Genomic DNA, 13,491 nt, shown 5'->3' on the forward strand with positions numbered 1-13,491 from the left:
CATCTACATCAGTAACCTTGAGTTCCCAAGGTAATTTTTGCTGTTCAACTATTGCACGTATTGCATGATATATAGCGTAATGCGCCCCACCATACCATGCGGTTACAACATTAATCTGAAACTTTTTGTTGGGATGCGATCGCGATGAGAATGCTTTCATTAGTCTTCTTTTCGGGGTGTTGTTTAGCAAATGTGATTTTTTTAATTTATATTGGCTATTTCTTTCTCAAACAATCGCAGCGCTCGAACCACAGCGAGCTTTTAACACATGGCTTTTTATTGATGAAGAAAAGTCTCTTACTCTAAAACTAAAATTTTCTTTCCATTAATACTTGGAGTAACTCAATTTATCGCCGTCACTACCTCTGTTGGAGTAATTCTGTTGCTTTTGTTTGAGCGTTAGTGGTGAGAATATTCTGCAAAATCTCAGGAATTTCAAACACGGCTTGATTATTCACAGCGGCAATATTTGTACGATATTGAGCAAAATGCTCTGGTTGAAGAAACTTTTCAACTGCCTGATCAATATTCCGAAAACTGTTAATTACCAGACCAACCTTTTTCTGTTGAATCCATTCGGTGTTGTATCGTTCTTGTGGTAGTGTAGCAGCATTACGTTGCACAATTACTGGTAATTTCATCGCCAGTGCCTCGCTGATGGAACCGGGGCCTGGTTTACCAATAAAAAAATCGGCAAGGTGCATATAGTAAGGAATATCCTGAGTAAAGCTAGTGACAAACCTCTTTTGAGTACCTTGGCTTTCACGTAGAGCTACAGCTAGTTGTTCATTGCGTCCGCAAATAAATATTAGTTGAAGTTTTTGTTGAAAACACTCTAGACGCTTGGCAATTTCTAGCATTGCCTTCGAGCCAAAACCACCAAATAATACAATCCCTGTCAGACAGTTTGGATCTAAACCTAAACGTTCTCTTTCAGTCTGGCGTAGGCGTAGCCCGTCGCAGGCATCGCCTGCAATCGGTTGATAAAAACGTGGGTGAATAATCAACCCGGAAGTTTTAATAATTCGCTCTGGTTGCACTCCTAAAGAATGAGCTTGCTCGACTGCTTTTTCAGTTGCACAGACAATATAATTTCCGGTTTCTGGTTCGATATAAAAACCAGGGGGTGAATCAGCAAAATCCACACAAACAGTTACTAAAGGCGTGTCTGGTTTGCCTTTCTGTAAGCTATCCCATAGTCCTTTGTTATACAAAGGTAATAAAGAAATCACCAGATCTGGCTGTTGCTGACGCCAATATTCTGCAAAAAATTCGACACCAGCATCGTAATTCAGTTTAAAAAGTAGTTTATCTAAAGCCAAGATTAGCGGATAAAGCCATGTCCACCCGCTTTTGAGCATCCGGTTATACAACTCGCCGCCTGTAAATCCAGTTAGCAGCTTGTAGATATCTACTATCTTTTGTTGTTGGGTGAGGCTTTCTACTAATTCATCTACATCAGTAACCTTGAGTTCCCAAGGTAATTTTTGCTGTTCAACTATTGCACGTATTGCATGATATATAGCGTAATGCGCCCCACCATACCATGCGGTTACAACATTAATCTGAAACTTTTTTTCTGCACATAACGTTGATTGCAATGTTTCCATATATACAAATAATTTCCTCTAAAAATTGGATTACATACTTTTGCGGAACATGATAGCCATCCCCGAATGGAAACTGAGCCAATAGCCGAAAATAGCGTAAAAGAGGAACTTAAAAGAGGTCAAAGCTTTTCCGAGTTTGAGTGGCTCAAAAACAGTGTCCACTGAGCCGTCGAAAAGGCTTACATACGTGCTCATAGCTCGACCATTGAAGCCAAACAAGGGTGTATCGTCAAATCTCCGATCAAAGAAATCTACAGGCTCCCATCCCTGACAACGCCCTAAATATTCAAGGGATTCACGTGTGTATATATGAAGGTGGTAGGGGACATGAACAAAGTTATAATCATCGGGTAAGTCGGGCCGATTGAGGTTGAGATTAGCGGCATCGGGTGTACCGATTAAAATATAACCACCAGGGGAAAGCAGGCTGTTTAATTTGCTTAATAAAACATGAGGATCTTCAACATGTTCGATGACATCTTGGCTCAAGATGTAATCAAATGACCCGCGCTGTAGGGTTGTAGGATCACCAAAGCCGTCCTCTGGCGCGTAAGGATCATAACCGTAGGAATTGGCAAAGCCGCGTTGTCGTAGATATTGTACAAACAAACCGTTAGCACCACACCCATAATCAAGCAATGAGTGAGTTTTGGAAAACCCATGCTTTGTCAACTGACGGCATAAGTTGCCATAGATAATTTGATATATCCATGTCAATTTAGCTTCAAAAAGAGGGAATTTTGCGTAGTAATGATCTAGATCAACGATATCTAGACAATGAATCGTTTGGCAATCAGGACATCGCCACACCTTGAACTTTTCGTCTATAAAGGCTCTGACATTACAAGGGAATGTAGCAAATGCAGATTCATCATTTAAATCAACGCGATAATGGCAAATCGTACACTCAAGGCGTTGCGTTATTGTGGTGGCTTGTTTGTGCTTCATTACTTTTATGAGATTGAATTTGCTATGTCTTTCTCAAACAAACCCAGCGCTCTTGCTACTGCATGATCCATGTCGTAGTATTTATAATCTCCAAGCCGCCCTGCAAATAGTACAGTTCCGTTGAGTTTCTCTACTTCTTTGAGGTATAAGCTCAGGCGATCGCGATTATCTTCATTGAGAATAGGATAATATGGATCGTTTTTTCCTGGAACATAAGCTTGAGGATATTCCATCACCAAAGTGGTTTTAGAAGAAGTTTGTCCTGACAAATACTTCTGCTCAGTGATCCGGGTAATATCGTAGTCGTTGGGGTAATTAACTGTACCAACTTCTTGATATGATTCCTGATCTAAAGTTTCAAACTGAAAGCGCAAGCTACGATACGGCAATTCTCCATACATATAATCAAAGAAAGTATCAATTGAACCAGTACAAAGTATCCGATTAAACTTAACGTCGTTGATAATCTCGCGGTAGTCTGTGTTTAACAATACTTTAATATTTGAATGAGCCAACATCCGACGGAACATTTCTGTATAACCAAGCTTGGGCATAGCTTGGTAGGGGTCTTGAAAGTAACGGTTATCCCGACTAATGTAAACTGGAACACGTCCTGTAACACCGCGATCGAGTTCTTCTGGTTTTACTCCCCATTGCTTCATGGTGTAGCGGAGAAAGACATTTTCATAAATGTAATCAGCTAGAAAGGTTAGTTCCCCGCTAGTACTCTCACGCAGTTTCAAAATAGGTACTTTAACACCAAAACCAAAGTTTTCTAAAAGTAAATTTTCCAGCTTCTCTGCATATTTTGGTGGAAAAAGAGCATAGAGAGAATTTAAATTAAAAGGAATAGGGACTTTCTTGCCTTCCACTACCCCAAGCACATGATGATAGTAGTGTCTCCATTCTGTAAATTCAGACAGATAATCCCAGACTTTTTTTGACTTAGTATGAAAGATATGCGGCCCATATTTATGAACTAAGATGCCATGCTCGTTGTAGTAATCGTAAGCGTTTCCGCCAATGTGATCTCGTTGTTCGACAATTAGCACTCTTTGCCCTAGCTGAGTCGCTATTCGTTCAGCCATTACACACGCTGAGTATCCCGCCCCTATGATCAGCCAATCAAATATCATTTATTTAACTCCAATTATTTTTTCGACAGCATCAATATTTTTGAACCTTAAATTTGGCAATATTACTGTTTAAAGTTTTGGATTTTAACGATTTCAAAAAGGTAGTTACCTTATTAGATGCCCATACATTAGCCCATCCAAATTGGCTCGATGAATTAATTATCTAAGTCTTTCAAGTAGATGCTCTCCTACCCGCAAAGCGTTCGCCATAATTGTTAGCGTCGGGTTCAAAGCAGCACTAGACGGGAAAAAGCTCCCATCAACAACGTAAAGATTATCAACATCGTGGGTGCGGCAATTTATATCAAGTACAGAAGTTTTAGAGTCTTCACCAAAAAGACAAGTACCACATTGATGCCCAACGTCTTTCAAGGACATCTTTGTCGTAATGTAAAGTGAGGATAAGCCAATTTTTTTATCTGACTCGATAGACTTTAAAACATGCTTCCAGCGTTTGATTAAACGATTAAATGCTTCTTCATTGTTATTTGTGTAGTCGAGAAAAATCTTCTGATCTTTAACACGTACACGATTGTTGAGATCTGGCAAGTCTTCAGTCATCAAGAACCAACCAAGAGCACGATTTGTCACTGCCTCATATATTGCGCTGGGTAAAGGTGGGCCATTAATGGCAGCTCTCTCTTTAGAGATATTGCCAAGGGATTGCACGTGTCCCATTGGGTAATCAAAATCTTTTTCTCCCCAATAAAAATCATTAATAGCAAGCGTTTTAGGATAAATTATAGGATTAGGTTTAATATTCAAAACTACGATCGCCCCGATCTTATGCGCCATATAATTGCGTCCAACAAGATTAGAACTATTTGCTAATCCGTCTGGATGTTGGTCATTGGCCGATTTGAGCAACAATACTGCTGAGTTGATTGCCCCACAAGCGACAACAACTATATTCCCCGAAAATGTCTGGCAGTTGCCTGCAATTTCTGCTTCTACTTTCGTAACCTCCCGACCCGACGCACTGGTATGTAAGCGCAATACTTTGGCTTCGGTGAGCAAAGTCAGATTGGGATAAACCATTACTGGACGTACACCGTTAACGTCAGCGTCAGCTTTGGCATTGATTAAACATGGGAAGCCATCGCAAGTATCGCAACGAATACAAGCACTTAAAAACCGATTGACTTCATTGAGCTTGATGCCAAGGGGCTGGTAAGAAGGATGAAAGCCTTTATCCTTAAGAGCATAGTTGATTTGTTGAATGTATGGCTCGTGGCTGATTGGTGGAAAGGGATAGTCTTCATTGCTTGGCGGTTCAGTTGGGTCAAAACCGCGCTGACCATGTACTTCGTAAAGTCTTTCAGCCTGAGTGTAGTAAGGAGCAAAGTCTTGGTACTTTAAGGGCCATTCTGGTGAAATACCATCTTTATGAATGACTTTTTCAAAGTCCCGTTCGCGGAATCTATATAGGGCGCTACCGTAAAATTTGGTGTTACCACCAACGAAATAATGTGTAAGTGGATGTATTACTTTGCCTCTTTTGTCGTACCACACTTCAGAAGTTCGATAGCGGTCTTTTTGAATAACTTCTTTAGAATCCCAATTAGCTTTTTCTTTAAGAAGAAAAGTACCTCGTTCTAAAACCAGAATTTTTTTTCCACTTGGTGCTAGGACATTTGCTAGAGTTCCACCACCTGCACCCGTACCAATAATGATGACATCGTAATGCTCTGTAACCATTTTTGCTGCGTTTTCAAATAAGTTGCGTATTAACTAAGTAAGAAGCTTGGACGCAATTTAGTTGTAGACAAGATTCCCCGCTTGCATTTGCTTTTCTGCACAACTTTGGTTCAACTCCACCACACCAAATCGCTGAAAAACCATATCGCCAAATTGTGGTGAAAGTTGTGAAATCGCAAATAAGATTTTGGAAGCAGTTCCATCTAGTATTACTTCCTTTTGGTTTTGCTTAATAGATTGAAGTACTGCGTCTGCCACTTCTGTTGGTTGAGCAACGTGACCTGCACTGGGCGCTGTGATATCAAGAGCATGATACATTCCGGCATCGGTACATCCAGGACAAACTATCGAAACCCCGACATTAGTATTGGCTAATTCCTGCTGTATTGCATCCGACCACATTATTAAACCAGCTTTACTGGCTGAATAGATGCTGTTATAAGGCGCTCCCTTTTTGCCTGCCGAAGAGGCAATATTGACAATATGACCGCTATTGCGCTCTAGCATGGTCGGTAGTAGCAAACGAGTTAACTCCATCGGTGCTAGAAGATTGGTCGTCAATATAGATTGAAAATCTTCTAAGGTGTAGTTCTGGAAAGGTCGGTATTTTTCTATTGCAGCATTATTAATCAAAATATCGATTGGGCCTGCAAGTTGATGAATCTGCTGCGCTAGAACTGATAATTTTTCCAATTTGCTGAGATCAAATGGAACACTTATTCCTTTACCTCCCGCAGCTTCGACTTCAGCACATATTTTATCTAGACCTTTGGGAGAACGAGAAACGCTAACTACAGTAGCCTGTTCTTTTGCTAGAGCACGAGCAATAAATGCTCCAATTCCACCGGATGCACCAGTCAAAACAACTGTTTTACCTGCTATATTTTTCATCTTTCTCCTTGATTTAATATGAAAATTAGAATGCGATCGCTTTTTAAATTCCTCCAAAATATTTCTAAAAATTTGTACGATAAAATTTGGGATATACTCGACCCATCTTCAAACTGTAAGTGGTTTTTGAGCAGCTTTTAAGTTGGAATTTTTGAGTATTATTTCCAAATTTTCGACAACTTCAAATACAGCCCGATTGTTGTAAGCTTTGACATTAGTTTGATAGCGAGCAAAGTTTTCTGGCTGGATGAGTTCTGTGACAGATTTGTTAATATCACGAAAATTATTAACTACAATACCGAACCCGTTATCTGCGAGCCAGTCAGCGCTAGCCCGTTCTTGAAATAGTGTCGTGGTATTATTGCATTCTGTAATTACTGGTAGATTCATCGCTATAGCTTCGCTGACTCCGACACTACCCGGTTTGCCAATGAAAAAATCAGACAAATGCATGTAGTAGGGAATTTGATTTGTAAAACCTTCAACAAATCTCGGTAAACGACTTTGACTATTTCGCAAATCTCTGGCTAGTTCTTCATTGCGTCCGCAGATAAATATGAGTTGCAGATTTAGTGATGACTGCTCCAAATGCTGGGCAATTTCGAGCATTTCTTTTGAGCCATGACTGCCAAATATAACTAAGCCAGTGGGTAAATCTGGCTTTAGTCCCAAACGTTGTCTTTCAATTTGGCGGACTACGCCACTCACAGGCTCATAAAATCGAGGATGAATTACTATACCTGAAGTCCGAAAAATTCTTTCATCTGGATAATCGCAAGATTGCGCCTGCTTAACTGTTTGTTGGGAAGGACAGATGAGAAATTGCTTTTGGGCTTCTATCCAGAAGTTAGGAGGACAATCAGCAAAATCCGTGATTGAAGTAACAAAGGGAATGCCTGGTAGTTCCGCCTGTAAGCTTTCGTAAAGCACTCGGTTTACTAGTGGAAGCAATGAAACCACTAAATCGGGTTGATGCTCGCGCCAATATTTTCTTAAAAGGTTTCGCCAAGCAGAATGACGGAAGCGAATTTGTAACTTGAACAAAGGAACTGACAAGGGATCGTTAATAATTTTTGCCCACTTTTTTTTCAGTACAAAATTGTTATATATGTACTGGGGCTGAGTTGTTCCAAATATTTCTTTAAAAACTTCGACTACTTGAACTTCCCAAGGTAAGTTTCGCTTTTTAATAACTTCTATTAAAGCATTGGCAGTGCTCCGATGGCCTGCGCCCATATCGTAGATCATGAAATATACTTTTTTCATCTAATTTCATCTCCTCTATTTCTACCTGGTAATTGTTTTTTATTCTGAATACTTATTTATTTAACTAAACTCGATTTTTTCCGAGAATTTTCGGCGCGGATCTGATTTTCTATCCGCATTTTATTTAGCTTCGGTATGCCAATCCACTGATTAACTACATCTCCAAATCGAGGAAAAAATTGTTCAACTGCAAATAACAGCTTTGTCAGATTTTCTGTAATGGGATTGCCATTAACCATTACTTCTGCTTGATTTTGCTCTATTGCTCTGACTACTGCTCTCGCCACATCTGCTGGTGTAGACACACCTCCAACACTTGGTACAGGGACGCCAGTATCAGCGAGCATTCCCTGTTGAGAAACATATCCTGGACAGATTGAGGAAATTCTTACGCCAGTACCAGCTAACTCTTGTCTAACAGCATCAGACCACATGAGTAAACCAGCTTTACTTGCAGAATAAATACTGTCGTAAGGATGTCCCTTTTTGCTAGCTAGAGAGGACATATTAACAATATGACCGCTAGTCTGATTTAACATGCTCGGTAATACCAAGCGAGTTAACTCCATAGCAGCAAGTAAATTAACTAACAAAACTGACTGAAGATCTGCAAGGGAATAATCTGGGAAGGCTCGATAGATTTCTATGCCAGCATTGTTAACTAAAATGTCAACCGAACCGGTAAGCCGCTCAATTTTTTGTAGCAAGATTGGGAGTTCTTCCACATTGCTAATATCAAAGCAAATACCTATGGCTTTACCGCCTAAAGCATCAACTTCCGCACATATTTTATCTAGCCCCTCTTGCGATCGCGAAATGCCAATTATGGTTGCTTGTTTTTTCGCCAGCGCACGAGCAATAAATACACCGATACCCCGTGAAGCTCCCGTTAAAACTACTGTCTTACCTGCTATGGTTGTCATATTCAGTTATTAGTTATTAGCTAGGTTTTCGGTAAAAGAAGCAAAATGTTTTCCACCTAATTCAATTTGTTCTTGTTTAATTCCGGTTTCTAATCTGGCTAATAGATACTCCAAATCACTAGTGATGATATTTGTGCCGTGATCTGGTTCGAGCAAGCTAGCTAAAGTAATGTTGTCATTTTTGCTTGCTAAGGTATGAATGCCGAGAAAGTTGAAAACTCCTGATTCATAAGTTCCACAAGGTACTGAAGGATTATCAACTCCAGTGCAATACTCGTTTGGCTGCAACCACTCCCTTGAAGGATATCCATGAAAATGAATCATTGGTGCGCCGTTTTTAATTAGTTCAGGTGTGTATAAGGCTGCTGCAAGAGCAATCCCAACCAAAACGTAGAGATCGTAAGAAGGTTTAATATCTACTACTGTTGGATCGATTCCTTCCGGTATTTGCAGACATAATTTGTTTTTTAAACCAATTCTGAGAATATCGCGCTCAAGGCTTAAATCTGTTTTATTTGAGCCGGAACGAGAACTTACTAGCCAGATATCAGGAATTTGCTTATAAAAGTATTGATTTCCTATTTTTGTTTTTACATATCGCCTACCTGTATCATTTTGACGAACTTCCTTATTACTGAATCCTTCTACAGCTAATAAATTTTCCCACTCATTCTCAGATATTTCGCGATCGCCTACATATTGCGGTGCTTCTGCATAAGCAACAAAACCGTAAGAAACACCTGTTCTGCCGTTAACAATCGAGTCAACAATATCTTTATGAGATTTCCTTTTAATAATTTCACCTAGCTTAAACCCAGAAGGAAATAAACCTGTTGCTGCTAATTCTTCACTCAATTTTACCAATTTAGCAGCATAAATAGATTCTTGAGGATCGTATTTACCTACTTCAAATCGGCTCATTGGTAAAGGTGCGATCGGAACATAAATTTTAGGAATTAAGGATTTAAAAACAAAGTTATCAAATTTTTCTCTAGAAAAGAGGGAATCGGAAAGATTCATATTTAAAATAGAAATATTGCTATCAGATACGCCAATAACAATCTCTGAAAACGTCTTTACCAGAGTATTTACACCAATGGCTATTTTTTGTTGATATGGAACTTGTGAGTCAACAAAATTCTGATCTAGTTCTGCAATTAAAATTACCAAGGTAGATGTCGGGTCTTCAAGACGTTGCATTGCATGGTCTTCAGCCCAACCAATTAACTTAGCAATTGTTGAAACCGACATTTTGCGATTTTTTAAAATAAAATGACAATAAAGTTGATAAAAATTTTCTGCTACAAAGCTTTTAAATTTGTCTTTTAAATACACAGGTCTTTCAACATCAATGACGCCATTAATATCAGCTTTAACAAACCTCATTTTAAGAGTTTTTTTCCATTTAGTTAGAGGAATATCAATTTCATAGTTAAACTCTCTTGTTGCGTCTTCCCAAGAGACAATTTGCACTCCATAGTTCTGAAGCTTAAGTTCTAATTCTTCTCTAAACTTGGAGATAATTTCGTTTTTAAAACCTTTTGGCAATGGTCTAAAAGTGACTTTGATTTGTTTCGCCATCACATTGGGGTCGATAATCGGCGACTTGAATTGTATAGGCGATGTCTGGCAAAATCCACCAAGTAAACGACCAATTGTCTGGAGGCTAAGTCCCGGCCCATCAGGGATGAAAGTGTCGCAATCATCATTATTTTCACGCAGAAACGAGAGAATTTCTGTTTTACGTGCGGTTATATCTGCTTGAAGTTGTGGTGTCAGAATTCCCTTAGGAGAATTAACCCTGAGCTTGTCATTATCAGCCCACAACTGAACACCCTGCTGAGTAAGATTTGTCAAAAGTTCTGATACGTTCATAATCAACTCAAAATTCAAAAATAATTTTTACAGTGCGGTAAATTATTTCAAAATTGCTAAAATTTTCAAATTTCAAACATTTCTAATTCTGAAGCTTTTAATTCTTCAGCTAAATATTGGGATAATGATTCAATATTGGGATAATTCCACATGATGAGTGGAGATAACTGTAATCCAAAATGTTGTTTTCCTAGGTTAGCAATGTTCATTGTCTGTACTGAATCTAAACCGTAACTATCGAAAGGTGCTCGGGTATCGATTTCATCAGCATCAGTTCCTATCTGTTCAGCAATTTGACAAGTTAGCCAATCTTGCATATCTTCTGCTGTCATCAATTTAGTACTGATTTGTTGATTCAAAGTTTGTTCTTCCATTAATATTTACTCCCTTGATTTTTCAACGGATGTTCCATTTATTAGCTGTATTTGTTGAGCTAATACTTCTAATAATTCCGGCACTAATTTCATTTGGGCTTCTGAGAAATTACCTGTCTCCCTTAACAGCTGAGCTATCTGTTGGGTTTCTCCTGAGTGAAGAAAGTTAGCATCGGCTTGACTATTGTGTTCTAACGTGGTTATTTCTTGGTGTACATTTTCAGTCGTTTTAAACCAGTAACGCTGTCGCTGAAAAGGATAAGTTGGCAGTTGGAGACGACTACGGGGATAATCTCGGTGAAAGCTAGACCAGTCTATTACTGCTCCATGAATAAATAATTCTCCCAAACTGTGGAGTATTTCCAGCCAATCCTCTTGTCCTTGATGCAAGCTAGATAAGCAAACTCCTACTTCCTCTGGTATGGAAGTTAATTTTGAGGCGATCGCCAAAAATACGTGATCACCTGCTAAAGTCTCTATACCAGCAGTCAATTTCCCTGGTTGCTGCAAATGACAACACCAATATTCAGCAGTAGCTATTTCCTTTGTAGTTAGTTCTCGAGGAAGACTAGAAATTAGGGAAATTTGTGGTTGAGAGTAGTTAACTTCTTTGGCGATTTCTGCAAAAGCCTCAACCATCTTTTCCGGCTCCAAAGAAGCTTGCATTAAACGACTTCGTTGTGTAACCAGCTTTAGAGCATCTTCGAGAGCAAACACGCCAGCTACGCAAGCAGCAACATATTCTCCTACGCCATAACCCATAACTACTTTGGGTTTGATGCCCCAAGATTGCCATAATTCGGCCAGGGCATACTCTATAGCAAAGAGAGCAGCTTGATCTAACACAGAACTCTCTTTGCTGGCTGGATACAGAATCTCAAGGAGAGACTTTTCTAAGTCAGGTTGGAGAATTTGGGCGCAGCGGTCAATAGCTCTACGAAAAGTGGGCTGAGTCTTATAGAGTTCCCATCCCGTAGAGCGAGATTCTATCCCCTCACCAAGAAAGAAGAAGGCAATTTTTGGGCGCTTTCTGCCCTTTACCTTACCCTTTAACAATCCAGCAGTTTCCTTTTGAGCGATAAAAGCATTTAACTGCTGGCGTAACTGCACGACGGATTCAGCCACGATACAAAGACGATGCTCAAAATGTGTCCGTCCTGTATTGGCACTAAAACAGACATCTGCCAGGGATACATCAGGATTAGATGCTAAAAAGTCTTGATACCTTTGTGCCAGTTCTCGCAGAGCCAAATCACTTTTTGCTGAGAGTGCGACTAAATGGCCCCGACATTGAACATCTACGGGCACTGGCGCTGATATTGGTGCTTCTTCTAAGATGACGTGAGCATTGGTGCCTCCGAAACCAAACGCACTTACACCAGCCAAACGACTCTGTTTGCCACGATACCATTTCTGAAGCTCCGTTGGAATTGAAAATGAGGTATTTTCCAGAGAAATATAGGGATTAAGCTGCTTCAAATGCAGGTGAGGAGGGATTTCTTCGTGTTGCAACGAAAGGACTACTTTGATCAAAGCAGAAATCCCGGCAGCAGCTTCCAAATGACCAATATTTGTCTTGACTGAACCAATCCAACAGGGTCTATCTGGCTCGCGGCCCTCCATGAGTGCGGCTTTTAAAGCTTTAAACTCGATCGCGTCTCCGATGGATGTGCCAACGGCGTGAGCGTCAATGTAGCTAATCTCTGCCGGTTGCACTTTGCCATTTTCTAAGGCTTGACGAATTACCGCCTGTTGAGCGAGTCCATTAGGTGCAGTAAGACTATTGCTCAGCCCATCTTGGTTAACTGCTGAACCTCTGATGAGTGCGAGAATGTTGTCTTTGTCTCTCACAGCATCACTGAGGCGCTTGAGCACGACTATGCCACAGCCTTCTCCCCTGACGTAACCATCAGCGCTGGCATCAAAAGACTTACACTGACCAGCAGATGACAGCAGGCGCGTCTGAGATGAAGAGATGGTCGAATCCGGCGATAAAATTAAGTTTACTCCACCAGCTAGGCACAAATCCGATTCTCTGTTTCGTAAACTCTGGCAGGCTAAATGGACTGTAACCAGAGACGAGGAGCAAGCAGTATCTATTGCCATACTCGGGCCACGCAAATCTAGCAAATAGGATAAGCGATTGGCTGTAATGCAGGGAGTTGTTCCCGTGCCACTATGTAATCCGATACAAGAGAAGTTTTTATAAAGAAGCCGATGATAATCGATAGTACATAGACCGATAAATACTCCTGTCTGACTGCTAGCTAGACTAGTCGGTACTATGCCTGCATTTTCTAGAGCTTCCCAAGCTACCTCTAAAAATAGTCTTTGTTGGGGGTCTGTATGCTCGACTTCATCTGGAGAAATTCCAAAAAAGTCAGCGTCGAACAAATCCACCTGCTCTAGAAAACCACCCCAACGGGTGCTCATTTTTCCTGGGGTGTTGGGATTAGGATCGTAGAAGGCATCAATATCCCAGCGCTCTTTTGGTACTTGCGCGATCGCATCACTACCATTACGCAATAACTTCCAGAAAGATTCGGGATTGTTCGCTTTGGGAAAACGGCAACCAATGCCAATAATTGCTATGGGTTCCATTAAATTGTTTGCCCAATAGTATTGATCAATGCTGACTAGTGGTCTATCGCATTAATTTTGATAGTCATACATGTTTGTAGTAAGGACTTTAGTCGTTGATTTTTTAAGCACTAAAGTGCTTACTACAAACCTCTCAAAACTTTTACAACAAACCACTAGCGAGATATGA

The 13,491-nt window shown here is 40.2% G+C and carries 10 protein-coding genes; all 10 read right to left on the reverse strand.

Annotation, left to right across the window (positions count from 1 at the left end; all coding sequences use genetic code 11):
* Positions 1–359: 359 nt before the first annotated feature.
* Complete coding sequence (locus tag FNW02_RS28335; RefSeq protein ID WP_191760802.1) at positions 360–1,610, reverse strand: glycosyltransferase; 1,251 nt, start codon at positions 1,608–1,610, stop codon at positions 360–362.
* Positions 1,611–1,640: 30 nt separating this feature from the next.
* Complete coding sequence (locus FNW02_RS28340) at positions 1,641–2,327, reverse strand: class I SAM-dependent methyltransferase (protein WP_225225956.1); 687 nt, start codon at positions 2,325–2,327, stop codon at positions 1,641–1,643.
* Between the two features lie 236 nt (positions 2,328–2,563).
* Positions 2,564–3,694 carry a UDP-galactopyranose mutase gene (gene glf / locus FNW02_RS28345; protein ID WP_191760804.1) on the reverse strand — a complete coding sequence of 377 codons (1,131 nt, stop codon included), beginning with the start codon at positions 3,692–3,694 and terminating at the stop codon, positions 2,564–2,566.
* Positions 3,695–3,853: 159 nt separating this feature from the next.
* The gene (locus FNW02_RS28350; protein ID WP_191760805.1) at positions 3,854–5,392 is read right to left on the reverse strand and encodes a GMC oxidoreductase; all 1,539 of its coding nucleotides are present in this window, start codon (positions 5,390–5,392) and stop codon (positions 3,854–3,856) included.
* Positions 5,393–5,449: 57 nt separating this feature from the next.
* A complete protein-coding gene (locus FNW02_RS28355; protein WP_191760806.1) occupies positions 5,450–6,283 on the reverse strand; it encodes an SDR family NAD(P)-dependent oxidoreductase in 834 nt (277 codons plus the stop codon).
* 108 nt (positions 6,284–6,391) lie between these two features.
* Positions 6,392–7,549, reverse strand: a complete 1,158-nt coding sequence (locus FNW02_RS28360; protein WP_225225957.1) for an MGDG synthase family glycosyltransferase — start codon at positions 7,547–7,549, stop codon at positions 6,392–6,394.
* Positions 7,550–7,605: 56 nt separating this feature from the next.
* Positions 7,606–8,472, reverse strand: a complete 867-nt coding sequence (locus FNW02_RS28365) for an SDR family NAD(P)-dependent oxidoreductase (protein ID WP_191760807.1) — start codon at positions 8,470–8,472, stop codon at positions 7,606–7,608.
* Between the two features lie 9 nt (positions 8,473–8,481).
* A complete protein-coding gene (locus tag FNW02_RS28370; protein ID WP_191760808.1) occupies positions 8,482–10,347 on the reverse strand; it encodes a TubC N-terminal docking domain-related protein in 1,866 nt (621 codons plus the stop codon).
* 65 nt (positions 10,348–10,412) lie between these two features.
* Positions 10,413–10,721: an acyl carrier protein gene (locus FNW02_RS28375; protein WP_191760809.1), complete on the reverse strand. Its 309-nt coding sequence runs from the start codon at positions 10,719–10,721 to the stop codon at positions 10,413–10,415.
* 6 nt (positions 10,722–10,727) lie between these two features.
* Complete coding sequence (locus FNW02_RS28380) at positions 10,728–13,322, reverse strand: type I polyketide synthase (RefSeq protein WP_191760810.1); 2,595 nt, start codon at positions 13,320–13,322, stop codon at positions 10,728–10,730.
* Between the last annotated feature and the right edge of the window lie 169 nt (positions 13,323–13,491).

This window comes from Komarekiella delphini-convector SJRDD-AB1, assembly GCF_014831675.1.
Classification (GTDB): Bacteria; Cyanobacteriota; Cyanobacteriia; order Cyanobacteriales; family Nostocaceae; genus Komarekiella.